General features: G+C 72.1%; 18 protein-coding genes and 2 pseudogenes. 6 read left to right on the forward strand and 14 right to left on the reverse strand.

What is annotated here, in order from left to right; translation table 11 throughout:
- Positions 1 to 307: 307 nt before the first annotated feature.
- Entirely contained in the window at positions 308 to 1,840 is a 1,533-nt protein-coding gene (locus OG594_RS40380; protein WP_266607356.1) for a SpoIIE family protein phosphatase, read from the reverse strand.
- 137 nt (positions 1,841 to 1,977) lie between these two features.
- Positions 1,978 to 3,285 carry a phosphopyruvate hydratase gene (eno, locus tag OG594_RS40385; RefSeq protein WP_266607357.1) on the reverse strand — a complete coding sequence of 436 codons (1,308 nt, stop codon included), beginning with the start codon at positions 3,283 to 3,285 and terminating at the stop codon, positions 1,978 to 1,980.
- Between the two features lie 153 nt (positions 3,286 to 3,438).
- Here eno and OG594_RS40390 point away from each other — a divergent pair, with 153 nt between their 5' ends.
- Complete coding sequence (locus tag OG594_RS40390; RefSeq protein WP_266607358.1) at positions 3,439 to 3,861, forward strand: MarR family winged helix-turn-helix transcriptional regulator; 423 nt, start codon at positions 3,439 to 3,441, stop codon at positions 3,859 to 3,861.
- Positions 3,862 to 4,050: 189 nt separating this feature from the next.
- The gene (locus tag OG594_RS40395; RefSeq protein ID WP_266607359.1) at positions 4,051 to 5,103 is read left to right on the forward strand and encodes a DUF2804 domain-containing protein; all 1,053 of its coding nucleotides are present in this window, start codon (positions 4,051 to 4,053) and stop codon (positions 5,101 to 5,103) included.
- 81 nt (positions 5,104 to 5,184) lie between these two features.
- Here the strand turns inward: OG594_RS40395 and OG594_RS40400 are convergent, their stop codons facing one another.
- Positions 5,185 to 6,363, reverse strand: coding sequence for a GDSL-type esterase/lipase family protein (locus tag OG594_RS40400; protein ID WP_266608814.1), 1,179 nt, complete (start codon positions 6,361 to 6,363; stop codon positions 5,185 to 5,187).
- A gap of 120 nt (positions 6,364 to 6,483) precedes the next feature.
- A pseudogene (locus OG594_RS40405) lies at positions 6,484 to 7,008 on the reverse strand (TetR/AcrR family transcriptional regulator); the annotation flags it as partial.
- Positions 7,009 to 7,229: 221 nt separating this feature from the next.
- On the opposite strand from OG594_RS40405, the gene OG594_RS40410 reads away from it, so the two are divergent.
- From OG594_RS40410 to OG594_RS40420, 3 genes and pseudogenes are all read left to right on the forward strand, one after another.
- On the forward strand, positions 7,230 to 9,074 hold the full coding sequence (locus OG594_RS40410) for a glycoside hydrolase family 15 protein (RefSeq protein ID WP_266607360.1): 1,845 nt from the start codon (positions 7,230 to 7,232) through the stop codon (positions 9,072 to 9,074).
- A 192-nt stretch (positions 9,075 to 9,266) separates the two neighbouring features.
- Positions 9,267 to 9,497, forward strand: a pseudogene (locus OG594_RS40415) (class I SAM-dependent methyltransferase); the annotation flags it as partial.
- A 76-nt stretch (positions 9,498 to 9,573) separates the two neighbouring features.
- Positions 9,574 to 9,939 carry a hypothetical protein gene (locus OG594_RS40420; RefSeq protein ID WP_266608921.1) on the forward strand — a complete coding sequence of 122 codons (366 nt, stop codon included), beginning with the start codon at positions 9,574 to 9,576 and terminating at the stop codon, positions 9,937 to 9,939.
- Positions 9,940 to 9,967: 28 nt separating this feature from the next.
- Here OG594_RS40420 and OG594_RS40425 read toward each other — a convergent pair whose 3' ends face one another.
- The 7 genes from OG594_RS40425 to OG594_RS40455 all read right to left on the reverse strand — a co-directional run bounded on the left by OG594_RS40425 (position 9,968) and on the right by OG594_RS40455 (position 17,871).
- Positions 9,968 to 10,612: a CatB-related O-acetyltransferase gene (locus tag OG594_RS40425; protein ID WP_266607361.1), complete on the reverse strand. Its 645-nt coding sequence runs from the start codon at positions 10,610 to 10,612 to the stop codon at positions 9,968 to 9,970.
- Positions 10,613 to 10,706: 94 nt separating this feature from the next.
- Positions 10,707 to 11,753: a cytochrome d ubiquinol oxidase subunit II gene (locus tag OG594_RS40430; RefSeq protein WP_266607362.1), complete on the reverse strand. Its 1,047-nt coding sequence runs from the start codon at positions 11,751 to 11,753 to the stop codon at positions 10,707 to 10,709.
- A complete protein-coding gene (locus OG594_RS40435) occupies positions 11,750 to 13,198 on the reverse strand; it encodes a cytochrome ubiquinol oxidase subunit I (RefSeq protein ID WP_266607363.1) in 1,449 nt (482 codons plus the stop codon). The genes OG594_RS40430 and OG594_RS40435 overlap by 4 nt, the downstream gene beginning before the upstream one ends.
- 31 nt (positions 13,199 to 13,229) lie before the next feature.
- Positions 13,230 to 14,069 (reverse strand): SDR family oxidoreductase, encoded by an 840-nt coding sequence (locus OG594_RS40440; RefSeq protein ID WP_266607364.1) that lies wholly within the window; start codon positions 14,067 to 14,069, stop codon positions 13,230 to 13,232.
- A gap of 168 nt (positions 14,070 to 14,237) precedes the next feature.
- The gene (locus OG594_RS40445) at positions 14,238 to 15,818 is read right to left on the reverse strand and encodes a GMC oxidoreductase (protein ID WP_266607365.1); all 1,581 of its coding nucleotides are present in this window, start codon (positions 15,816 to 15,818) and stop codon (positions 14,238 to 14,240) included.
- 157 nt (positions 15,819 to 15,975) lie between these two features.
- On the reverse strand, positions 15,976 to 16,890 hold the full coding sequence (locus OG594_RS40450; protein WP_266608815.1) for a cyclase family protein: 915 nt from the start codon (positions 16,888 to 16,890) through the stop codon (positions 15,976 to 15,978).
- Positions 16,891 to 17,109: 219 nt separating this feature from the next.
- Entirely contained in the window at positions 17,110 to 17,871 is a 762-nt protein-coding gene (locus OG594_RS40455; protein ID WP_266608817.1) for a M15 family metallopeptidase, read from the reverse strand.
- 326 nt (positions 17,872 to 18,197) lie between these two features.
- On the opposite strand from OG594_RS40455, the gene OG594_RS40460 reads away from it, so the two are divergent.
- Positions 18,198 to 18,938, forward strand: coding sequence for a hypothetical protein (locus OG594_RS40460; protein ID WP_266607366.1), 741 nt, complete (start codon positions 18,198 to 18,200; stop codon positions 18,936 to 18,938).
- Between the two features lie 2 nt (positions 18,939 to 18,940).
- Here the strand turns inward: OG594_RS40460 and OG594_RS40465 are convergent, their stop codons facing one another.
- The 3 genes from OG594_RS40465 to OG594_RS40475 all read right to left on the reverse strand — a co-directional run bounded on the left by OG594_RS40465 (position 18,941) and on the right by OG594_RS40475 (position 24,943).
- Positions 18,941 to 21,778: an NHLP bacteriocin export ABC transporter permease/ATPase subunit gene (locus OG594_RS40465; RefSeq protein ID WP_266608819.1), complete on the reverse strand. Its 2,838-nt coding sequence runs from the start codon at positions 21,776 to 21,778 to the stop codon at positions 18,941 to 18,943.
- Positions 21,779 to 21,875: 97 nt separating this feature from the next.
- Positions 21,876 to 24,140, reverse strand: coding sequence for an NHLP family bacteriocin export ABC transporter peptidase/permease/ATPase subunit (locus OG594_RS40470; protein ID WP_266607367.1), 2,265 nt, complete (start codon positions 24,138 to 24,140; stop codon positions 21,876 to 21,878).
- Positions 24,137 to 24,943, reverse strand: a complete 807-nt coding sequence (locus OG594_RS40475) for an HlyD family efflux transporter periplasmic adaptor subunit (protein WP_266607368.1) — start codon at positions 24,941 to 24,943, stop codon at positions 24,137 to 24,139. The genes OG594_RS40470 and OG594_RS40475 overlap by 4 nt, the downstream gene beginning before the upstream one ends.
- Between the last annotated feature and the right edge of the window lie 19 nt (positions 24,944 to 24,962).

The raw sequence follows: 24,962 nt of genomic DNA on the forward strand, positions 1-24,962 counted from the left end.
AGGAGGAGCGGCCTCGCGTTGCACGGGCCCGCCACGAGAGCGGGCGAGCCATCCCAGGTCGGCAACGAGCGGCCCGCCTGCCCGAGCTGATCGCCACTTTGGCCCCAGAACCTCCCGGCCCGCCGCGCCGCCGATCAACCTGGCCGCCCGCCGACCCACACGGGTCCGGCTGACGCGCGAGGGATGCGCGGTGACGCACGAGGAGTACGAGCGGTGGATGTCCCCATCCTCTACGCCCGCCGCGTCGTTGCGCCCGGACCCGACCTGACGGCCGTCCGCGCTGCGGAGGCGATCGGGCGGAGGAGGGTCAGTGCGTCCTCGAAGGCGCGGGCGGGTGGGGGCGTACGTGGGCGATGACGAGGGCGACGTCGTCGGCCGCGTCGTGGTGTCGCAGTGCGGCCAGGAGCCGGTCGCAGGTCGCCTCCGGCGGGAGGCCGGGTTCGGCGAGCAGGCGCAGGAGCAGGTCGAGCCGGTCGTCCAGGTCGTCGTCGCGGGTTTCGACGAGGCCGTCGGTGTAGAGGACCAGCCGGTCCCCGGGCAGCAGGTCGAGGACGGTGTTCTCGAAGTCGGTGCGGCCGAGGCCTCCCGTGCCGAGCGGTACGCCGGCGGGGAGGGCGAGCAGGCGGGGGGCCTGCCCCGACCGGATGACGACGGGGGGCGGATGGCCGGCGAGGGCGACGCGGCAGCGGGAGCGGTGCGGGTCCCAGGTGGCGTAGACGCAGGTCGCGATGGTCCCGTCCAGTTCGGCGGTGATGTGGTCGAGGTGGCGCAGGACCCGGGCCGGGCCGAGGCCGAGGTCCGCCAAGGTACGGGTGGCCGTGCGCAGTTGTCCCATGGTGGCGGCGGCATGGACGCCGTGCCCCATGACGTCGCCGACCACGAGAGCGGTCTTGTCCCGTGGCTGGGGGATCGCGTCGAACCAGTCGCCGCCGATGCCGCTGGCCGCTGCCGCGGGCTGGTAACGGTAGGCGATCTGCAGGCCGGCGGACCGGGGCGGGGGCTGGGGGAGCAGGTGGCGCTGGAGCGTCAGGGCGGTGTCGGTGGCGTGCTGGTACCAGCGGGCGTTGTCGATGGCGATGGCGGCGCGGGTGGCCAGCTCACCGGCCAGGGTGACGCCGTCGTGGTCGAAGGGGAGCGGATTGCGGGTGCGCAGGAGGCCCAGGGCGCCGAGGACCTGGCCCCGGGCGGTCAGCGGTACGGCCAGGTAGGAGTGCGCACCCTCGTGGGCGAGGAGGTCCGCGGCGGCTGCGTCGCGCGCGATGTGCGCCAGGTCCGCGCCGGTGACCTGCGACACCAGGACGGGACGGCCGGTGCTCACGCAGCGGGTGACCAGGCGTTCGGCCGGGTTGACCAGGACGTAGCGCAGGTCGGTGTCGAGCACCGCCAGCCCGAGCGGGGACTGCGCCACCAGGGGCACCGCCAGCGCCAGGTCGCGCTCCACGCCCCGTAGCACGGCCTCGTCGCAGGCGATCCCCAGGGCGTACACGCCGCCGTGCTCGTCCTGTAGGCGCATGTTGCGGAACTCCACCAGGCGTGCGGACCCGTCCTTGCGCCGTACGGGGAACACGCCCGCCCACGCACCGCCACCGGCCATGACCTTGCCGAACAGTTCGAGGACCCGGTCCACGTACTCTTCGGCGACCAGCAGTTTCGCCGCGTAGTTGCCGAGCGCCTCCTCGGCCGACCAGCCGAACAGTTCCTGTGCCTGGGGGCTCCACAACGTGATCCGTCCGTCGGTGTCCAGGACCACCGCGGCCACGCTCAGAACGTCCAGCAGACCGCCGGGTTCGGAGGGAACCACCCTCGCCGGGCCGGGCGCGGACCGGAACGTCTCGGACATGACCACGACCGGACCTCCTTCACCCCCATATCACCCAGAATCGCATCTGTCGCTCGTTTAGTCGAAGAGACAAGCATCTACCAGGTGATGCAACGAAATGCTCCTTGCGGGGGCGGGTCCCGGCCGGTGCCCGACGGTCACGCCCGGGGCAGTGCGGAGCGGCCGGCGTAGCGCGCCGAGTCGCCCAGCTCCTCTTCGATCCGGATCAGTTGGTTGTACTTCGCGGTGCGGTCGGAGCGGGAGAGCGACCCGGTCTTGATCTGACCGCAGCCGGTCGCCACCGCCAGATCCGCGATCGTGGTGTCCTCCGTCTCGCCCGAGCGGTGCGACATGACGGCCGTCCAGCCCGCCCGGTGGGCCGTGGCCACCGTGGCGAGCGCCTCGGTCAGGGTCCCGATCTGATTGACCTTGACCAGGACCGAATTGCCGACGCCGGTGCGGATGCCCTCGCGCAGCAGCGTCTCGTTGGTGCAGAACACGTCGTCGCCGGTGAGCTGGCAGCGGTCGCCCACGCGGGCGGTCAGCTCGCGCCAGCCGTCCAGGTCGTTCTCCGCCATCGGGTCCTCGATGGAGACGATCGGGTAGGCGTCGACGAGCTTGGCCAGGTAGTCGACGTTCTCGGAGGGGGTGCGCCGCACGCCCTCGCCCGCGTACGCGTACACCCCGTCGCGGAAGAACTCCGACGACGCCGGGTCCATGACCAGGCCGATGTCCGCGCCGGGGCGGTAGCCGGTGCGCTCGATGGCGGCCATCACGAAGTCGAGCGCCTCTTCGGCACTGCGCAGCGCCGGCGCGAAGCCGCCCTCGTCGCCGACGCCCGTGGAGTGCCCGGCGGCCAGCAGGTCGCGGCGCAGCGTGTGGAAGACCTCGCTGCCCATGCGGACGGCTTCGGCGAAGGTGTCCGCGCCGGTGGGCGCGATCATGAACTCCTGGAAGTCCAGCGGATTGTCGGCGTGCGCACCGCCGTTGACGATGTTCATCATCGGCAGCGGCAGGAGGTGGGCGCCGGCGCCGCCGAGGTAGCGGTAGAGGGGTTGGCGGTTGGCCGCTGCGGCGGCCTTGGCGGCGGCGAGGGAGACGCCGAGGACCGCGTTGGCGCCGAGTCGGGACTTGGTGGCCGTGCCGTCGAGGGCGACCAGTGCGGCGTCGAGGCCCGCCTGGTCGGCCGCGTCCCGGCCGCGGACGGCCGCCGCGATCTCCCCGTTGACGTGGGCCACCGCGCGGTCGACGCCCTTGCCGTGCCAGCGCGCGGCGTCTCCGTCGCGCAGTTCCACGGCTTCCCGGGCCCCGGTGGAGGCGCCGGAAGGGACGGCCGCGCGCCCCAGGGAACCGTCCGCCAGGACGACGTCCACCTCGACCGTGGGGTTGCCCCGACTGTCGATGATGCGGCGGGCGGTGATGGTCTCGATGCCGGAGTTGACGGTCTCGACTGCTTTGGTGGACATGTGAGTTGCTCCCCGTTGTCGTGCGCCGTGCGCTGAGCCGGACGAACCAAACCGTACAGCAATGCTGTTCAGTTTTGCTCAACAGTATTGCTGTTCAGTATGGCTGTGCAGGTCAGGTGCGCAGCTTTGCTGACCAACGGGGTAAAGTGCCCTATGCCCACCCCGGAAGCCGCCGCCATCGCCGCCGACCTGCGCACCGCCATGGGCAAGCTGACCCGACGTGTGAAGGACGAGGACCGCATCCCGCTGGGCCAGGCCGCCGTGCTCGGTGCACTCGACCGCAACGGCGCCATGACCACCAGCGACCTCGCCGCCGACCAGCGCGTGCGCCCCCAGTCGATGGCCCGGGCGGTGGGGCTCCTCATGGAACAGAGCCTGATCACGCGCCGGCCGCACCCCACGGACGGCCGAAAGTCGCTGGTCGAACTGTCGGACGCGGGCCGGGCCGCGCTGGAAGCGGAGCGCGGCCGCAGGGCCGGCTGGCTCGCGCAAGCCATCGAGGCCGAACTCACGGAGGAGGAGCGGGCGCTGCTGGCACGGAGCGCCGCCCTACTGGAGCGGCTCGCCGCGCGCTAGGTCGGGCGACGCCCGCATCCCGGGCGCGCCGATCGGGCGGGGTCGACCCCCGGCTCGCGCAGGACGTGGAGCGGCTGCGCGTCGACCCGCAGGGGGTCATGTTCGCGCGGCCGCGACCCGTACGGCCGATCAGTCGGGGGTTCTCGCGACCGACCGCTTCGGTGGGCCCGCGGCCGGTAGGGTCCGGCCATGCCCACGCACGAACGTGAGATCGTCGCGCCCGTCGACCTGTGCCGCACCGACGGAAGGATCGCCCCGGGCGCGATCGGCTGGTCGCGCCGACCGCTGCACCACTGCCGGATCCCCGGCTGGGGGCGGACGAAGCGGTGGGAGTACTGGTGCGTCACCACGCCCACGCACCTGGTGGCCCTGACCGTGAGCGACCTCGACTACCTGGCCCTGAACTCGGTCTACGTCCTGGAATACGGTTCGACCGTAAGGGAATTCGAGCGCACCGCGATCCTGCCCGGCGGATTCGGCGTCCGTCTCCCCGACACCATCGCCGGAGCTCCGGATCCGGGGTCTCCTGCGCTCGTGGTCGGACCGCCGCGGCCGGCCGGGAGCCGGGTGAGGATCGAGATCCACGGCGAGGGCTCCGGCACCCGCCTGCGGGCGCGCTGTCCGGGTCCGCAGGGCCTCCCGGTGGAGGTGGACCTCCTCGTCGAGATGCCCGCCGGGCACGAGACCCTCTCCGTGGTGGTCCCCTGGGGCGAACGCCGGTTCCAGTACACCTCTAAGCACACGGCCCGGCCCGCGTCCGGCACGGTGCGCATCGGCGGTGACCTGCTGGCGTTCGGCGACGACGCCTGGGGCACCCTCGACCACGGGCGCGGGCGGTGGCCCCGCTCGGTGGTGTGGAACTGGGGCGCCGCGTCCGGGCGTACGGACGGCCGCACCGTCGGGCTGCAGTTCGGCGGCCGCTGGACCCGCGGCACCGGAGCGACCGAGAACGCGGTGTGCGTGGACGGCCGGATCAGCAAGATCGGCCAGGAGCTGGAGTGGCACTGGTCCCGGGTCGACCACCTGGCGCCGTGGTCGATCCGCAGCCCCGGATCGGACCGGGTGGACCTGGTGTTCACTCCGTTCCACAACCGGTCCACCCGCACCGACATCGGTCTCCTCGCCAACCGCACGGACCAGTGCTTCGGCCACTACATCGGCTCGATCCGCACGGACGCCGGCGAACGGATCGCGGTGGACCGGCTGCTGGGATGGGCCGAGGACGTCCGCATGCGCTGGTAGGCCGCCACCCCGTAGACCGCCACCTCGTAGGCCGCGCCGGACGCACGCCCGACCCGCGGCGCCGCTCCGACCCGTGGCGGGTCAGCCGGTCCTCGCGGCGAAGGGGCCGTCGCCCGTGAACGCCAGCCGCGCGAAGTTCTCGGCGATGCGGCGGTGCCCTTCGGGACAGGGGTGGATCGCGTCCGGCAGCGGGAGTTCGGCGTGGTCGCTCTCGCCGTACAGGTCGCGTCCGTCGAGGTGGTGGAGGTTCGGGTCGTCGGCCGCCCGCTGTTCCACGATGGCGGCGAGCGCGTCCCGGATGACGTTGAGGGTGAGCCGCCCGGCAGCGCGTTCGGCCGGATCGCCCGTGGCCTTGAACCGCAGGGTCCCGCCGTCGAAGTCCGGCGCGAGCGGGCCGGGGGTGTCCTCCTGGACCGGGCACAGGAGGGGGGAGACCACCAGCAGCGGCGTCGTGGGACGGCCCTCGCGGATGGTGTCGAGGAAGCCGTGGACGGCGGGGACGAAGGCACGCAGGCGCATCGTGTCACCGTTGACGACATTGATGCCGATCTTGAGGCTGATCAGGTCCGCGGGGGTGTCCCGCATCGCCCGCGCCGTGAACGGGTCCAGCAGCGCGCTGCCGCCGAACCCCAGGTTGACCAGCTCCACTCCGCCCCGGGCGGCGGCAAGGGCGGGCCAGATGGCGCTCGGGCGGACGGCGTTCGACCCGTGGCTGATGGAACTGCCGTGGTGCAGCCACACCCTGCGCCCGCTGCTGCGTGCCGGCTCGACGGGGGCTTCGGTGCGCAGGGCGATCAGCTCGGTGACCTCCGTGTGCGGGAGCCAGATCTCGATGTCCTTGTCACCCGCCGGGAGACCGGTGAACCGGGCGGTGCCCGCGGGCCCTTCGGTCAGCTCTGCGATCTGGCCGACCAGGTGGGTGACCGTACGGACGTTGCCGCCGGCCACCGTGGCCCGGGCGGTGAGGCGGCCGTCGACCAGCAGGTCGTACACGCCGTCCGGCGGGGGAGGGAACCCCTTGTAGACCCGCTTGGTGGGCAGCGCGTCGAGCTCGATGACGGTGGACCGAGTGCGGAAGGCCAGTCGTACGCCGGACGGCTGGGCCTCGGCCACGGCCAGCCGGTCATCGGGGATCTGCTGCCGCGCCCGGGCCGGCAGCCGGTGTGGCAGCAGGCCGTGCGCGGTCCGCTCCACGTCGAGGTGCCCGCGCAGGAAGTCCGCGGTGACGGGTGTGGTGATCCAGCCCTGTTCGCTGCTCATTGCCTCAGCCTGCTGATCCGGGTGTACGGGGGGTACGGGACGTGGGTCCGGGGCGGCGCGCGGGGCGCCGCTGGTCAAGGGGTGTTCCGGTGCCCGCAGCACGGCGTCGAGCGACTCCAGGGTCCAGGCCCAGGATTCCTGCGAGTCGACGGCCGTGTGGCTGAAGCCGCCGGCCGCCTCCAGGCTCACGTAGCCGTGGAACACGCTGCCCAGCATGCGGACCGCGTGCGTCTGGTCCGGCTCCGTCAGGTCGTAGCCGCGCAGGATCGCCCGCGTCATCTGTGCGTGCCGCACCCCTGCGCTGGCGGCAGCCGTCTGCGGGTCGAGCCTGAGTCGGGCGGCGTCGTAGCGTCCGGGATGTGCCCGCGCGTAGTCGCGGTAGGCGTTCGCGAAGGCGATCAGGGCGTCCTTGCCCGCACGGCCGGCCACGGCGGCGGCCACCAGGTCGGCGAGTTCCTCCAGCGCGAGCAGGGCGATCCTGGTCTTGAGCTCGTGGGAGCTCTTCAGGTGCGAGTACAGGCTCGCGACCTTGACGTCGAACCGCCGGGCGAGCGCCGAAAGGGTCACCTGGTCGAATCCGACCTCGTCGGCCAGTTCCGCCCCCGCCAGGGTCAGCCGCTCCGGGGTCAGCCCCACCCTCACCATGACCTTCACCTTCCTTCGATCTGACGACACTCATCATGCATTTACCTAAAGCCCATAGGCAAATCGGGTTGCCGTGCAGCATCTGCGCCGCACGGCGTACGTCGTGGTGGTCCGGCGGCTCGGGGGCTCGGCGGCTCGGCGGGACGGTGCAGCGGGCCCGGCATACGCTGGTTCGGGGGGCCGAGATCCGGGCGGCGACGCATGCCGGAAGGGACGCCCTGATGGACGAGTACCCGCTGATCGAGAACCACGGCCTGATAGGCGATCTACAGACCGCGGCGCTGGTGACCTCCGACGGGGTGGTCGACTGGTTCTGCTGTCCGCGCTTCGATTCGCCCAGCGTGTTCGGAGCCTTGCTGGACAAGGGCAAGGGCGGCCACTGTGCGGTCCGACCGGCCCATGCGACGTACGCGACCAAGCAGTTGTACCTGCCCGACACCGCGGTCCTGGTGACCCGCTTCATGACCGAGGCCGGCGCCGGCGAGGTGGTCGACTTCATGCCGCTGACCGGCACCACGGTCACGGCCCGGCACCGGCTCGTCCGCATGGTCCGTTGCGTGCGCGGCAGCATGACCTTCGACGTCGACATCGCGCCCCGGTTCGACTACGGGCGCAAGTCGCACGACCTGAACCTCACGCAGAACGGTGCGGTGTTCACCGCCGACGGCACCACCCTGACCGTGCACACCATCCGGGAACCGGAGGACGAGCGGCTGGGCCAACTCCTCAGCGCCGGCGAGCGCGACGTGCACCTCACCCTGCGCCTCACGGCGGGGCAGCAGCGCGGCCTGATCCTGGAGTCGGCCGCCGACGGGCCGCCCCGACAGATCCGCCTCGCCGAGTACGAGGAGCTCTTCCAGGCCACCATCCGCTACTGGCGGACCTGGCTGAGCACCTCCCGCTACACCGGCCGCTGGCGCGAGGCGGTGGAGCGCTCCGCCGTGACCCTGAAGCTGATGACCTACGCCCCCACCGGCGCCGTCGTCGCGGCCCCCACCGCCGGACTGCCCGAGCAGCTCGGCGGCGAGCGCAACTGGGACTACCGCTACACGTGGATCCGGGACGCCTCGTTCTCCGTGTACGCCCTGCTCGGCATGGGGTTCACGGAAGAGGCGAAGGCGTTCATCGGGTGGCTCGACGACCGCATCAAGGAACGGGCGGGCGGCGAGAGCGAATCGGGGCCGCTGAACATCATGTACGCGGTCGACGGCTCCTCCGACCTGAAGGAGGAGACCCTGGACCACTGGGAGGGCTACGAACGCTCGTCCCCCGTCCGCGTCGGCAACGGGGCCGCCACCCAGCTCCAGATGGACATCTACGGCGAGGCGCTGGACAGCATCTCCTTCGCCCACGGGCACGACATCCACCTCGGCTACCACGGATGGACCGGCATGGTCCACGTCCTGGACTGGCTGGCCGACCACTGGGACCAGGCCGACGAGGGACTGTGGGAGACCCGCGGCGGGGCCCAGGACTTCACCTACGGCCGGGTGATGTCATGGGTGGCCTTCGACCGCGCGCTGCGGCTCGCCGCGGCCGGCGGCCGCCCCGCGCCCATGCAGCGCTGGAACTCCACCCGGGACCGGATCTTCCAACAGGTCATGGAGAAGGGGTGGAACGAGGGCCGCGGCGCCTTCGTCCAGCACTACGGCAGCGAGGTGCTCGACTCGTCGCTCCTGCGCATGCCGACCGTCGGCTTCCTCACGCCCCAGGACCCGATGTGGGCCTCCACCCTCGACGCGATGGAGCAGGAACTGGTCAGCGACAGCCTGGTGTACCGGTACAACCCCGAAGCGTCTCCGGACGGCCTGCGCGGCTCCGAGGGCACGTTCTCGCTGTGCACCTTCATGTACGTCGACGCACTCGCCCGGGCCGGACGGATCGACCAGGCCCGTCTCGTCCTGGAGAAGATGCTGGGCTACGCCAACCACCTGGGCCTGTACTCCGAGGAGATCGACCTGACCGGACGCCAACTGGGCAACTTCCCCCAGGCGTTCACCCACCTCGCCCTCATCGACGCGGCGATCACCCTCGATGCGGCCCTGAACCGGCGCTCCACCCCGTAGGGATGCCCATAGGTCCCGTAGGGATGCCCGTAGGTTGGGCGAGTGACGACTACCGCATCGCAAGAAGCATTCCTCCAGGCGTTCCACGCGGAGTACCCGGCAGTGACCGCGGAAACGCTCGGGCGCGGCCGTGCTCCGGACGGCCGGTCCAGCTATGAGCTCTTGTGCGATCGCGTGACCGGAAGCACGCGCGTGCTGGACCTCGGCTGCGGCGACGGCCTCCTGCTCGAATTACTGGCCCAAAGGGGCGGGAGGGAACTCGCCGGGGTGGACCTGTCGGCGCACTCCCTGGCCCTGGCACGACGTCGACCGGCGCTGTCCGAAGCGACATTGGAGGAAGGCCGGGCTCAAGAGCTCTCCTTCGCCGACGACATCTTCGACGCATGCGTTTCCCACATGGCGCTGATGCTGATGGGCGAGATCGAACACGTCGTGGCCGAAGTGGCGCGCGGGCTGTCTCCAGGAGGGGTTCTGGCCTGCGTGGTGGGGGGGCGGGGCCGTGGGCGGAGAGGCGTACGAACGGTTCCTCGCGTTGCTGCGGGCCACGATCGAGGAGGCACCGCCCGCACAGCGCATCCCGGCGCTGGGGGACAGAAGGGCACGCAGCCGCGAAGGGCTCGACGAAGTCCTCGGACCGGCAGGCTTCACGACGGTCGACTGGGAGACCGTTCCCCTCGACCTGAGCGGACCGGTGGAGCAGGTCTGGACTGCGGTGTCCGGTCTCTACGACCTCGGCCCGCTCGATCGGGCGACGGTGGAGCGTCTGCGGCGGGCCTTCTTCGCCGAGGTGAGGGACATGACGACAGCGGACGGGCACGTACCCTGCGCGTTCAACATCCACCTGGCGACGGCCCGCCTGGCCTAGGCCCTAGGAGGCAGTACGCCCGGTCCGCTCACGCCCGGGGCGCGGCCTTCTCCAGGTCGCGGACGGTGCCCGACATGACGGTCCGGATGTGTGCGGTCAGGTGTGCTGCCGGCCAGTCCCACCAGGCGATCGACAGCAGGCGGGCGATGTCGTCGTCGGTGTAGCGGGTGCGGATGAGGCGGGCCGGGTTGCCGCCGACGACGGCGTAGTCGGGGACGTCGTCGACCACGACGGCGCCCGAGGCGATGACGGCGCCGTGCCCGATGCGCACTCCGGGCATGACCGTCGTGCCGTAGCCGAACCAGACGTCGTTGCCGACGACGGTGTCCCCCCTGCCGGGCAGGTCGGCCAGCAGGTCGAAGTGCTCGGCCCAGGAGCCGCCCATGATGGGGAAGGGGAACGTGGAGGGGCCGTCCATACGGTGGTTGGCCCCGTTCATGATGAACCGGACCCCGGTGCCCAGCGCGCAGAACTTCCCGATGACCAACCTCTCCGGCCCGTAGTGGTAGAGGACGTTCCTGGTCTCGAACGCGGTCGGGTCCTCCGGGTCGTCGTAGTACGAGTACTCCCCGGCCTCGATCAGCGGTGACGTCAGCAGCGGCTTCAACAGCACCACGCGCGGCTGGTCCGGAAACGGGTGGAGCACGGTCGGGTCCGCGGGAAGACGGTTCACGGCGGTCGCTTTCGGTGCGGCAACGGCGGGCGAGGACTCCATTCTGCGCGTGCCGTACGGGGTTTCGGTGATCCGGGGATCGCGGCGGGCTCCGTCAGGCCTCGGGTTCCGGACCGCCGCCGCGGCGCAGGTCGGCGTCGGTGAGGGGTTCCAGGTCGCCGCGGGTGTCGAGCCGGTACAGGAAGGCCACGGCGGGGAAGACCAGGACCGCGGCCACCACCGTCACGATGATCAGCCAGTGCAGGGTGCTGGGCGCCCCCGCCGCCTCGGCCACCGTCAGCCGGCCGGGGATGAGGTACGGGCGCTGCGCCGCGCCCCAAGCGATCACGGACGAGGCCATGAGGACCACGGCAGCCGGCCGGGACCACGCCCCGGAGGTGCGCAGCAGCAGCCATGCCGTGACGACGGTGGCCAGCACGGCCACGATGATGAGGACGAGCCCGGCGCCGTGGGTGAGGCCGTGCCACAGGTGGGGGGCGTCGGCATGGGCCACGATCAGGGTGACCGCCCCCAGTACGGCGAAGGCGCCGAGGGCGGCCAGTGCGCGCCGCCGGAAGTAGGCGTGCAGGTCGGGGGCTTCGTAGCGGACGGCGTCCGCGGCCAGGAACACCGCACCGAGCAGTGCCGTGCCGACGACGGCCAGCAGGCCGAAGAAGACGGAGGTCGGGTTGAACCAAGCGTGCGCCGTCGGCTCGGTGCCCGGCCCCACGCGCCCCGAGGCGATCCCGCCCGCGGCGGCACCGAGGAAGAACGGGGTCAGGAGCGAGGAGACCGCGAACACGGCGCCGTAGACGCGCCGTCCGGCGATCTTCTGGGTCGGCTTGCGCAGCGCGAAGCCGGCGCCGCGCAGCACGATGCCGATGGCGGCGAGGGCCAGGGGCAGCCACATCGCGGAGAACACGGTCTGGAAGAACTCCGGGAACCCGGTCCACATGATGACCAGGACGAAGATGAGCCAGACGTTGTTGACCTCCCAGACCGGGGCCATGGCGTGGTCGATGAGCCACCGGGGGCGCCTCCCGCGTTCCGCGCCGCCCGCCGTCAGGTCCCAGAAGCCCGCCCCGTAGTCGGTGCCGCCCGCGCAGGTGTAGGCGGCGACCGCGAGGAGCAGGACGGCGGCGATCACACCGGCGGCGGTCACGGCTTGCCGTCCTCGGCCGGTGCCGCGACGGCGGCGCGCGGACCGTAGGGGGTGTCGGTCTCCGGTGTGGCCATCGTGTCCGCCTCACGGCTTCGTTCGTCGTCCAGGCGCCACCGGGTGCGCATCTTCAGGAGCACGGCCAGGAAGGATCCGAAGATGAGGACGTACACGACGACGACCACGGCGAACATGGTCCACAAGGAGTCGGCGCGGGCCCCGGTCACCGCTTCGGCGACCCGCATGTTCTCGTAGACGATCCACGGTTGGCGGCCCACCTCGGTGGTGATCCAGCCGCATTCGACGGCGATGACGCTGGCCACGCCGGCGCAGGCGGCGCTGCGGTAGAACCACGGCGAGGCGGGCAGCCGGCGGCGGCGCCACCAGACGAACGCGTACCAGAGGACCAGCAGCAGGAGCACCGAGCCGATGCCCACCATGATGTCGAAGGTCCAGTGGATGAGGGTGGCCTGGGTGACGGTGGGCCGGTTCTCCGCCGGTACGGACGTCAGTCCGTGCACTTCGGTGTCGGGGCTGAAGCCGGCCAGGATGGAGTCGAGTTGCGGGATCTTGATGCCGCCGGTGACGGTCCCGTCGGGGTGGAGGCGGCCGAAGAGGTACTCCGGGACGTGCGTGTCGGTGTTCCAGACGATCTCCATCGCCGCGAACTTGACCGGCTGCTTCTGGAACACCGCCCGGGCGATGGCGTCGCCCAGCATGAACTGGACGGGAGTGAACACGGCCGCGACCGTGAACGGAACGGTGAAGCCGAGCCGGTGGTAGCGGTCGCGGCGCCCGCGCAGCCAGCCGACGGCGTAGACGCCGGCGACGACGTATCCGGCGGTGAGCAGCATCGCCACGACGAAGTGCCAGTACTGCGGCCCGAACATCGGCGTGAAGATCGCCTTCCAGACGTCCACGTCGACGGGATTGCCCTCGGAGTCGAGGGAGAAGCCCCGCGGGGTGTTCATCCAGGAGTTGGCAGCCAGGATGCCGAAGGCGCCCAGCAGGGCCGTAGCCGGCAGCGGCAGTCCGAGGAGGAAGTGGGTACGGGCGGGCAGCCGCCGCCACCCGTAGAGGTAGATGGCGATGAGGACGGCCTCCAGGAAGAAGGCCCACGCCTCGACGCCGAAGCCGATCCCGAACACATCGCCCCACCGGCCCATCAGCCCCGGCCACAGCAGGCCGAACTCGAAGGACAGGACGGTGCCCGTGACGACGCCGATCGCGAACTGCACCGCCATGACCGCCGACCAGCGGCGCGCCAGCAGCAGGGCGGTCGCGTCACCGCGCCGCAGGCCGTAGCCGTGCATGATCAGGGTGATCAGCGGCAGCGCCACGCCCATGGGCACCAGGATGATGTGCGAGGCCAGGGTGAAGGCCATGAGCGAGCGGGCCGGCAGCATCTGAGGCGGAGCCTCTGCCAGCAGGTGGAGCGTGGTGTGCATGCGTCCCTCCCCGGGGCCGAGCGGACGGAGGTCAGCCGCCGGTGGCGAAGCCCGGGAAGAGGGTCATTCCGCCGTCCACGTAGAGCGTGGCGCCCACGACGTAGTCCATGAGGTCGGAAGCGAGGCCGACGGCCGCGTGGGCGATGTCCTCGGGGTCCCCGACCCGGCCGTACGGGATCAGCTTGAGCAGGTCCTGCTCGGCCTGCTCGGTGTCCCAGGCACTGCGGTTGATGGGCGTGCGGATCGCGCCGGGGGCGATCGCGTTGACGCGGATCTTCTTCGGGGCGAGTTCCTGGGCGAGGGTCTCCATCATCATCTGCACGCCGCCCTTGGAGGAGGCGTAGTTCACGTGCCCGGCCCAGGGGATGATCTGGTGCACCGAGCTCATGCAGATGATCTTGCCCGCGGAGCTGGAGACCTCCGGGACGACCCCGCGCCGCAGGAACTCCTTCGTCGCCTCGCGGGCACACAGGAACTGTCCCGTCAGATTGACGTCGATGACCTTCTGCCACTGGGCGAGCGTCATCTCGGTGAAGGCGGAGTCCCGCTGGAGGCCTGCGTTGGCGACGAGGATGTCGATGGTCCCGAACTCCTCGACCATGCGTTCCGTCATGGCCACGACCTGGCCCTCGTCGGACACGTCCGCCTCGTACGCCGCCGCGCGCACCCCGAAGGAGGCGATCTCCGCGACGACCTTCTCGGCCTCCTCCCGGCCGGCCACGTAGTTGACGACCACGTCCGCCCCGGCCCGGCCCATGCCGATCGCCGTGGCCTTCCCGATTCCGGAGTTCGCACCCGTCACCAGTGCCTTCTGGCCCCGGAGCAGGTGCGCGGGGATCACGCCCCGGGGTACGCCCTCGGTGGAACTCACGGCGGACTGCCTCCTTCGCACCGCCACCCCGTGCCGTCGGGGCGACGGCACCCCGGCGGGTCCGGCGTCACCCAATCACCGCCTCCGGGGCGCGGCGGCCCGCTGCACTCCGCGTTGCGCCACCCGGCGCAGGATCTTCGCCCGGTCGGCGGTGTTCGGCGCCGCGGGTCAGCCCATGCGTTCGAGGAGGTGGTCGCCGACCCGCAGGGCGTTCGCGATGGCCGTCAGGGACGGGTTGACCGCGCCGATGCTCGGGAAGAAGCTCGTGTCGACCACGTACAGGTTGTCCAGTTCGTGCGCCTTGCAGTTCAGGTCCAGGGCCGACGACGCCGGGTCGGTGCCGAACCGTACGGTGCCGGCCTGGTGCGCGGTGGCCCCGATCGGCATGCCCTTGTGCAGGTAGAGGCTGTGGTCCAGCAGGTGGTGCTCGTGCATGCCGAGGTGGCCCAGCATGCTCTGGAGCTTGTGCCGCAGCCGCTTCAGCCCAGCCGTGTTGTGGGACTCGTCGAGCGCGAGGTGGATGCGGCCGTCGCCGTCCAGGGTGACGCGGTTGTCGTCCAGCGGCAGGTCCTCCCCGCACAGCCAGAAGTCCACCGCGTGGTGGGCCATGACCTCGAAGGGCATGTTCGGGGTCACCGCTCCGGCCCAGCGCGGGGCCTCGCCGTGGATCTGTTCGGCGTCCGACTTGCCGAGCATCTGGATCCCGCCGAGGGGGTAGTCCCAGTCGTCGGCGCCCAGGTACCAGTCGTGCAGGGCGAGGGTCTTTTGGAACTGCGTGTCGTTCGGCTCCCGGGAGACGGCCATCAGGGCCAGGTTGTTGTGGCGCATGTAGAACCGCCCGACCACGTCCGAGCCGTTCGCGAGGCCCCGCGGATGCCGGTCGTTCGCCGAAGCGAGCAGCAGGGCGGCCGAGTTGACCGCGCCGCAGGCCACGACCACGAGGTCGGCGGAGAAGCGGGCCTCCTCGCCGCCGGCGAGCCGGGCGACGACCGAGCTGACCGTGCGTCCCGTCGGATCGGTCTCCAGCCGCAGCACGTGGGCGTGGGTGACCAGCTCGACGCCGGGATGTTGCAGCGCGGGCTCCACGCAGATCACCTGGGCGTCGGACTTGCCGCGCACCAGGCACGGGAAGCCGTCGACCCGGTTGCAGCGGATGCAGACGCTGGACGGGGTCGCCCGGCCGGCCGCGTCCTGGTCCAGGTCGACCCCGATGGGCAGGTGGAAGGGGTGCAGGCCCTGCTTCTCCAGGTCGTCGCTCAACTGCTGGATCCGCGGCTCGTGTTCCACCGGCGGATGGGCGTACTGGGCACTCGCCGGCCCCTCGAAGGGGTCCTCGCCGTGCCGGCCGTGCACCCGGAAGAGGTGCTCCGCCTGGGTGTAGTACGGCTCCAGGTCCTCGTAACGCAGCGGCCAGGCGGGCGAGATCCCGTCGTGGTGGCGCAGCTCCCCGAAGTCCTCCGGACGCAGCCGGAACAGCGCCGCGCCGTAGAACTTGGTGTTGCCGCCGACGTAGTAGTTGACCTCGGGAGGGAACTCGCGGCCGTGCCGGTCGAACCAGAACTCGGGCGCGCGGTACTTCCCCTTGACGAACACCGCCGTGGAGTCCCAGTTGTCGCGTTCGCGGGGGAGGAAGCCACCGCGTTCGAGGATCAGCACCCGCTTGCCGGACGGGGCGAGCCGGTGGGCGAGCGTGCCGCCGCCCGCGCCCGATCCGATGACGATGACGTCGTAGTGCGGAGCGTCGTTCAACCCGATCACCGTCCTAGGCCTGCGGTGCCGCCGCCCGGGCGGGCCTGTCGCGGCAGGGTCCCCCTTCGAACGTATACGCCCCGCGCCGTCGCGGCACCCGGGGATGCGACGGGGCCGGGAACGCCGGGGTCGACGACCGGGCCCCCGACGGTGCGTCTCACAGGACGGCGATCGGGTTCACCGGGGAGCCGGTGGCCCCCGGCAGCCGCAGCGGCGCCACCGTGCACAGGAACCGCCAGCGCCCGAGCTCCGCGCACGAGTGGGCCAGCGCGTCCAGGTCCAGGTAGTCCATCAGGTGCATGCCCAGGGCGTGCAGCGCCAGGACGTGCACGGGGAAGGAGACCCCGGGCACCGGACTCGGGGCCGTGTCGTTGTTGCCGTCCGAGCCGAGGACGGCGACCTGCCGTTCGGCCAGCAGCCGCATGCACGCGGGATGCAGGCCCGCCCGGGCGTGCGCCGCGTCCCACGCGCCGCTCTCCCGGCGCCGGCGCCGGTGTCCGACCCGTACGAGCAGCAGGTCGCCCGGCCCGATCCGGACGCCCTGGGCCTCCTCGGCCGCCGTGAGCTCTTCGGCGCCCACGAAGTCCCCGGGCTCCAGCCAAGGGACCCCGCGCAGCCGCGGGACGTCCAACAGGACCCCGGGGCCGACGATCCCGTCGTGCACCAGGTCCAGGGTGATCCCGAGGGCGGCGCCGGCCGCCAGACGGCTCTCCGGGACGCCACCGTGGAGCTCGCCGTCGAACACGACGTGACACAGGGCGTCGAGATGGCTGTGGGCGTCCCCGTGCACGTTCATGGCGAACCGGTCCAGGGCGAAATGCACCCCCGGAGTTCCGGTCTCCGGCGCGGTCGGCGCCGTCAGCCGGTAGACGGCGGGCTGCGGATCGTCCGGACCCGGCTGCGTCTCGATGGGCGAGGCCAGCGACACGGTGCGCCCGTGACGCACGTCGGCCGCCGCCGCGGCCACGCGCGCGGGGGTCAGGTGGGCCAGGGTGCCGCGCCGGTGCTCGGGGCCGGAGGGTGTCCGCCGGCACAGCTCGGCGTGCAGGGACCGGAAGGCCGCCTCCGTCATGAAAGGCGAAACCGTCCGGTCGGCCAGCGGGTCGTCGTCCGTCACGCGGGTCCTCCCGGTCTGCCGAAGGCCCCGCCTCCACTGTCCGCCGCCGCGGCGTCCCGTGCATCCCGGCGGGCGGCGCCGCTCCCGCGGCCGCGGCGGCCCGGCCACCGCGCATCGACCGGTCGGCCGGCGCGCAGTGGACGACGTCCCGCCGGCCCGCGGCGCACGGCGTCCTCAGGAGCGGTGTCCGGCGACCGACCGGTACGCGACGGGGAAGTCGAAGTAGGTGTCGGGGAACAGCTCCGGCTTGTACGTGAAGTGCCACCACTCCTCGGGCAGGTTGACGAATCCCTCCGCCGTCAGCGTCGACCTCAGCAGGTCCCGGTTCGCACGCTGCGCGCCCTGGACGCGCGGGTCGTCGGTGTGCGACAGCGTGTCGAAGCAGTCGAAACCCGTGCCCATGTCCACCGAGTTGTCCGGGTACCGCTCCGCCCGGGGCGCGTAGCAGGGCACCTCTTCCTGCCCCGGCCGCGGGCGGGGCGCCGGCAGTGCCGGCAGCCGCACCAGCGTCACGTCCATGGTGCTGCCCCGGCTGTGTCCCGACTTCTTCGCGATGTAGCCGTCCTCGAACAGCCGGGACTTGTCGACGCGCGGATAGAACTCCGCCTTCCGCCGCTCGTCGCCCAGGTCCTCGGCCCACCGCACGAAGTGGTCGACGGCCCGCTGCGGCCGGTAGCAGTCGTACACCTTGAGCGAGTAGCCCTGGCGCAGCAGGCGCACCTGGGCCCGGTGCAGGGCCTCGGCGGCCGGGCGGGTCAGGATGCAAAGGGGTTGCCGGTAGCCGTCGACCGGCTCGCCGACGAAGTTGTGCGGGCGCACGTACCGCATGTCCTGCAAGATCGTCGGGTCGACCGAGCTCAGTGCCACGAACGCGCGCGGAGCCTTCGCCCCGGGTGGTGGTGCGCTCGCCCCGACGGGGGCGGCGGCCCCGGCCATCGTCAGAGCCGTGGCGATGGCCGTCACGGTCACGGCGAGGCGTGCCCTCAGCGGCGGTAAGGACGTGGAACGGGTCATCCAACCCTCCATCGGCGGTGCAGTGGGGACGTGATCGGGCACCATGCTGCCCGACGCCGGGCCCGTCCCGTCCGGATCCGGCCGAACCCGGACCGGCCGTCACCCGCGTCCTCCCCGCCGCCCGCGTCGACGGCCTCCGGACTGCGCCCGCCGCGGTACGGACCTACGCTGATCAGGTGACCCGGCTGCGCCGGAAGAGCGGTGATGCATGCCGCCGTCCGCCAGCAGCTCGAGGGAGGTGATGCCCGATGTCCGCACCCCGGGCAGCGGCGGCCCGCTGCGCGACCGCCGGAGCCGCCTGCTTGCTGATGTTCACGGGCGGGGGTGTGGCCCGGGCCGATGACAACGGCATCGCCGACGACAGCGCCCAGGCCATCGCACAGGCCTCGCGCAAGGCCATGGCCGAGCTCACTTCCATGCGCATGGTGGGCAAGGTGACCGACACCTCGGGCACCACCACGCTCGACCTGCGCTTCGACGAGCAGGGCGACTGCGTCGGCACCGTCACGCCCCCCGGCGGCGCGGGCACGGCCGACATCGTCAAACGCGGCGACGACGTCTGGATGAAGCTCGACGACGCCCTGCTCAAGGCCCAGGTACCGGGCCCCGCGGCCGACGACGCGATCGCGCTCATCAACGGCCGCTACCTGCACGGCACCACGGACAGCCCCCTGCTGAGCGATTTCGCCCAGGTCTGCGACCTGGACTTCTTCAAGAAGGAGTTCTCCTCGAAGCCGCCGAGCGAACAGCTGGCCAAGGGCGCCCGGACCACCGTCGACGGCCGACCGGCCATCACGGTCACCAGCCGGCAGGGCGGCCGGACGGGCACGTACCAGGTCTCCACCGAGGACGAGCCGTACCTCCTGCAGGTGCGGGGCACCGACGAGTCCGGCCGCAAGGTGGACGCCTCCTTCTCCGACTTCGACGAGCCCGTCACGCCCGAGCCCCCGGCTCCGGCCGACTCGGTCGACCTGTCCGAGCTCCAGTAGCGTCAACGCAGTTGCCGGCGGACCAGGCCGTGGAAGAGGCCGGTCGTGTCGGCGAGCAGTTCGGCGGGCGGGCCCTGCTGGACGATCCGGCCGTCCGACATGACGATCACGCGGTCGGCGTCCATGACCGTGGAGAGCCGGTGGGCGATCACGAGGCGCGTCGTCCGCAGGGCGCGGGTGGACTCGGTGACCACGCGCTGGGCCGCGTTGTCCAGTGCGCTGGTGGCCTCGTCGAGGAAGAGGACGCGCGGCTTGCGGATGAGGGCCTGGGCGATCATCAGCCGTTGGCGCTGACCGCCCGAGACGGTCCCGCCGCCGTCGGACAGGATGGTGTGCATGCCCATCGGCATGGCCTCGATGTCGGCCGCCAGGCCCGCCATCGCGGCGGCCTCCCACGCCTCCTCCGGCGAGAACGTCCCGGTGCCGCGGATGCAGTCCAGGATCGAGCCGGAGAGCGGCTGGGCGTTCTGCAGCACGACGCCGCACTGGCGGCGTACGGCCGCCCGGTCGAGCGCCGCCAGGTCCTGACCGTCGTAGAGCACGCTGCCCGAGAGGGGCTTGTCGAAGCCGATGAGCAGCCGCAACAGCGTCGACTTGCCGCAGCCACTGGCCCCGACGACCGCGACGAACTCGCCCGGTCCGATCGTGAGGCTGACGTCGTCGAGGACGAGCGGGCCGTCGTCGGCGTAGCGGTAGGACAGGTTCTTGGCCTCGATGGCACCGGTCAGCCGTCCCGGGAGGGTACTGGAGCGGTCCACCTCGGGGACCTCCCGCAGGAGCGGCCGGATCTGTTCGAACATCGGCAGGACCGCGGCCGCCGAGACGAGCGCCCCGGTCACCTGCGTGACCGACGACAGCAGCATCGTCAACGCGGTGCTGAAGGTGAGGAACTCACTGGCGGACATGGCGCCGCGTGCCGGACCGGCCAGCAGCACGAACATCACCAGCGTGCACAGCGGCAGGTAGACGGCGCCGAGGACGGTGCTGACGTTCTGGGTCCGGCCGATGCGCTGCTGTAGGTCGCGGGTACGGGCGAACTCCCTTGCCCAGGCTGCGTACGCGAAGCTCTCGGCTGCGGCGACACGGAGCTTGGGCAGGCCCCGCAGGGTCTGGAAGGCCTGGTTGCCCAGCCGGTGTCCGAGCGTGTTCAGCCGGCGCTCGTACCGCAGCTGCCACAGCCCCAGGCCCAGGAAGATCCCCGCGATGACGACCAGCATGGCCAGCGCCGCCATCGCCAGCGGCACGCTGTGGACGAACAGCAGCACGAAGCTCACCGCGCCGACCGCGCCCGCCTGCACGCAGACCGGTCCGATGCCGGACAGCACGCGGCGCATCGCGCTGATGCCCATCGCCGCGCCGGCCAGTTCGCCGGTGGAGCGGCTGGCGAAGAACGTCGCCGGCAGTCGCAGCAGCCGGTCCCACACGGCCGGTTGCAAGGTGGCCTCGATGCGGCCCTCCATGCGCAGGAGGGACGTGTTCTGCAGGAGCATGAAGACGGCCGCGACCACGGCGGTCGCGACCAGCGCCAGCCCGGTCTGCACGATGAGGCCGGTCTCGCCCTGCGGGACGTAGCGGCCGAGGACCTGGCCGGTGGCGACCGGCACCAGCGCCCCCAGCACCACTGCGACCAGCCCGCCCAGCAGCAGGCTGCGCAGCTCGGGGAAGGTGCCGCGCACGCTGAAGCGGAGCAGGGCGGGCAGGCCCACCCGCCTTTCGGGCAAGGGGCGGTACAGCATGACCGCGCGCGGCTCGAAGGCGGCCCGGTCGGCCCGCCCGACCCGCTCGCGCCTGCCGGTGGCGGGGTCGACCGCCTCGTAGCCGCCGCGCCGCCACAGCAGGGCGACCGGCGTGCCGTCCTTCTCGCGCCGGCCCACCAACGGCCCGCTGTTCTGCCGCCACCAGTGCCCGCCGAGAGCGACCGTGCGGGTGCGGATCCGCGAGGCGAGCGCGATGTGTTCGACGGGATCCAGCTGCGCGGACGGGGTGCCCGCCCCGCCCGGTGGGGACAGGGTGATGCCGGCCGCGCCCGCGACGAGGCGGCACGCCGCGTAGGTCGCGTCGACGTCCGCGCTGCGGTGCTGATCGCGGCCGCCGGTGCGGACGATGGACGCCAGCAGCGTCCGGTCCGCCTGGGTACGGGCTGCCCGGCCCGCCTCGATCCCGGCGGCCGTGCGGTCTTCGTGGGCGCGCTCCAGCTGTTCGATCCAGCCGTCCAGGGCGTACAGCAGCCGGTACTGCTGGTCGACCATGCCCTGCCACATCGTCGCGTCGACGAGGAGGGTGCCGACCGCTTCCGCCTCGTACACGGCGCCGTACCGCACGCTGCCGGGGGCGATCCGCATCCACAGGATGTCGTCGTCGGCGCCGCCGTGCCCGGTGGTGGCGGTGCCGGCCAGCGGTGCTTCGTAGAGCACGCGCAGACCACGGCCGATGCCGCGCGCGAAGGCGTCCTCCAGCGGGCTCGGCCGGCCTGCGGCAGCGACGCCGTACTGCCCTTCGTCGGCGTACTGCGGGTACTGCGGGTACTGCGCGTACTGCGGGTGCTCCGGGTGCTCCGGGTACGGCGCGTACTCCGAGGGGTACAGCTCCCGCAGTTCGATGCGGCGCAGCCGGCACCCCTGTAGGGGCCGGCCGACCAGGGTGTGATCAGGGCCCTCGGCCGGACCGAGCAGCAGTGTGCCCGACCCCAGCCGACCCAGGAAGTGCCAGTGCCCGGACTGCGCGGCGTCCACGGCGAACAGGTCCAGCTCGCCCTCCACGACCAGCCACAGGACGAGCGGCCCTTCCAGGGACAGGCTGCCCACGCCCGCGCGGTCGACGGGCGTACCCAGCGCGCCCAGCGCCGCGACGACCGGGTCCGCCGCCCAACCCGACGGGCCGTCCGACGGGCCGAGGGCCGAGGAGGCGGTGGTGGTCGCGTGCTCCGGGTACGTCACCTCAGTGCTCCTCGACCAGTGCGGCGTACGGGCCCTGCGCGGCGACCAGTCCTTCGTGCCGCCCGCGTTCCACGACCGTGCCCCGGTCGAGCACGACGATCTCGTCGCTGTCGCGCACCGTGCTCAGCCGGTGGGCGATGACCACGCAGGCACAGCCGCGGCGGCGCAGGTTGTCGATGATGACCTGCTCGGTCACCGCGTCCAGGGCACTGGTCACTTCGTCGAGCACCATGACGCTGGGGCGGCGCACGAGCGCTCGTGCGATCTCCAGGCGCTGGCGCTGGCCGCCGGAGAAGTTGCGGCCGTCCTGTTCGACGCGGCTGTGGATGCCACCGGGGCGGCGGGCCACCACCTCGTGCACGGCGGCGTCCTCCAGTGCGGCGATCACGGCTTCGTCCGCGATGGAGGGGTCCCACAGCGTGACGTTGTCGCGGACGGTGCCTTCGAAGAGGAAGACGTCCTGGTCGACGAAGGAGACGGAAGCGGCCAGCGCGCCGCGCGGGATGTCCTCCAGCCGCATCCCGTCGATGCGGACGGCCCCGGCCCAGGGGGCGTGGAGGCCGGAGATCAGCCGGGAGACGGTGGACTTGCCGCTGCCGGAGCCCCCGACGAGCGCGACCTGCTGCCCGGGTCCGACCGTCAGTGAGAAGTCCTCGAGCAGCGGGGCGTCCAGAGGGTTGTAGCCGAAGGTGATGTGGTCCAGCTCCACGTGGCCCTTGAGGCGTCGGGTGGAGGCTGCGGGCTCGCGCCGTGAGTAGACCCGGTCGACCGGGAAGTTCTCCACGTCGCCGAGCCGGGCGACGTCGGCCGCGAAGTCCTGGATCCGGCCGGCGACGCCGCCCAGCCGGGAGATCGGGGCGGTGAAGCTGGTCACCAGGGCCTGGAATGCGACGAGCAGGCCCACGGTGAGGTGGCCCTCCACTGCCCGCAGGCCGCCGATCGTCAGGATCAGCGCGCTGTTGAACGCCGCGAGCGTCGGCGCGACGATCGCCAGCCAGGCGCTGGGCACGCCGAGCCGCTGCTGCACGTCGAGGGTGACCGCGTGCTGTCCGGCCCAGCGGCGGAAGAACCCGTTCTCGCCGCCCGTCGCCTTCATCGTCTCGATGAGCTGGAGACCGCTGTACGCGGTGTTGGTCAGCCGGGCGCTCTCGGCGCGCAGCTTCTGGGTACCGGTGGCCCTCAGCCGGATCGCGATCCGCAGGGCGACTACGTTGAGCAGCGCCACGGCCACGCCGACGAGGGTGAGCTGCGGATCGTAGGTCCACAGCAGCACCGCGTAGAGCACGACCACCACGGCGTCCACCCCCGCGGCGGACAGGTCCCGGGCGAGGGTCTCGGCGACGGCGTCGTTGGACTGCAGGCGCTGGACCAGGTCGGCCGGGTTGCGCTGGGAGTAGAAGGCGACCGGAAGCCTGAGCAGGTGCCGGAAGAAGCGGGCACTGCTCAGGGTCGAGGCGATGATGCGCCCGCGCAGCAGGTTGGCCTGCAGCAGTGCGGTGAGGGTCGCGGTGAGGACGAGGGCGACGGCCATCGAGGCGAACAGCACACCGAGCAGGGAGGTCTGCTCGCCGATGAGGAACATGTCGATGTAGGTACGGCTCAGGGCCGGTACCGACGCGCCGACGACGACCAGGAGGAGGCTGGCGACCACGGCGGCGGCCATGGTGCCCGAGGTGCCCCGCAGACGGGCAGGCACGGTCCCGAGGACGCCCGGTCCGCGGCCACCGCGGCGGAACCCGTCGCCGGGCTCGAAGGTGAGGACGACTCCGGTGAAGCTGGTGTCGAACTCGTCCATGGGGACGAACCGGCGGCCCTTGGCGGGGTCGTTGACGTACACGCCCGTGCGGCCGAGCCGCCGGGCCGTGCCCTCGTAGACGACGTAGTGGTTGAACTCCCAGAAGAGGACGGCCGGGGCGCTCACTTCGGCGAGCGCGGCCAGGTCCATCTGCATGCCCTTGGCCGTCAGCCCGTACCCACGGGCTGCCTTGAGGAGGCTGCTGGCGCGGGAGCCGTCCCGGGAGACACCGCACGCGATGCGCAGCTCTTCCAACGGTACGAAGCGGCCGTGGTGGCCGAGCACCATGGCCAGGGCGGCGGCGCCGCACTCCACCGCCTCCATCTGTAGCACGGTGGGGGTGCGGACGGGGCGGGGCGTCCTGCCCCTGGGTACGGACGCGGGTACGGGTGCGGGCCTGCGGCGGGAGCCGCCCTTCGGCGCGGGCCGGTGGCGCCGGCGCCCGGCGGGAGGGAGGTGCGGCGCGGTCACGGCAGCAGCCAGTCGACCGGGCGCTGCGCGGCGAGGTGGACGGCTCCGGTGACCGGCGTCCTCGAATCGACGGCGTACGGGGGCCCGTCCGCGGAGGACCACCGGTAGCCGGAGGGGGTGGAGGAGGAGGGTTCGAGGCGTACGACCACGGCCACCGGGCTGCCGTGGCGGGAGAACTGTTCGGCGAGCCCGCTGTCGCCGAGGAAGCCGCCGATCTGCGCCCGCGTCAGGGGTGCGCGGCCGACCGAGGTGACGCGCCCGCGCAGCATGCCGAACCGCTGCTGCGGGACGGATTGCACGCTCAGGTCGACCGGGGCGCCCACGGCGATCGCCAAGCCGTTGCCGCCCGGCACGTACAGCACGGCCACCAGCGGGTCCTGCGGCCCCTCCGCCCGTTCTACGGTGGCCACGTCCGCACCCGTGGCGACGACCGAACCCACCTTGGCCACCAGGGTCGTCAACCGGCCGCCGGTCACCACGCGCACGGGTCGTTCCCCCTGCTCCGTACGGACGTTGAGCAGGGGCGCGCCGGCAGCCAGCAACTGGCCTTCCTCGGCAAGGACCCCGGTCACCTGCCCCGCGACCGGCGTCTGCAGCACGTAACTGCCCTCCGCCCGGGTGAGGATGCCGGATGCGCTCAGCTTGGAGGACACGGTGCCGGTGAAGGCCCAGTAGGCCGCGGCCGCCATGACGGCGACCGTGACGGCCAGGACGAGCCGCCCCTGCGGCCGGGCCAGGCGAACGGGTAGGTCCAATTCCTCGGGCGATTGCAGCTTGGAAAGAGCCTTTTGGCGAAACTGCACGGACTGTTCCTTCGGCTGC

Origin of the sequence: Streptomyces sp. NBC_01214 (genome assembly GCF_026340975.1) — a bacterium.
In the GTDB taxonomy this organism is placed as follows: Bacteria; Actinomycetota; Actinomycetes; order Streptomycetales; family Streptomycetaceae; genus Streptomyces.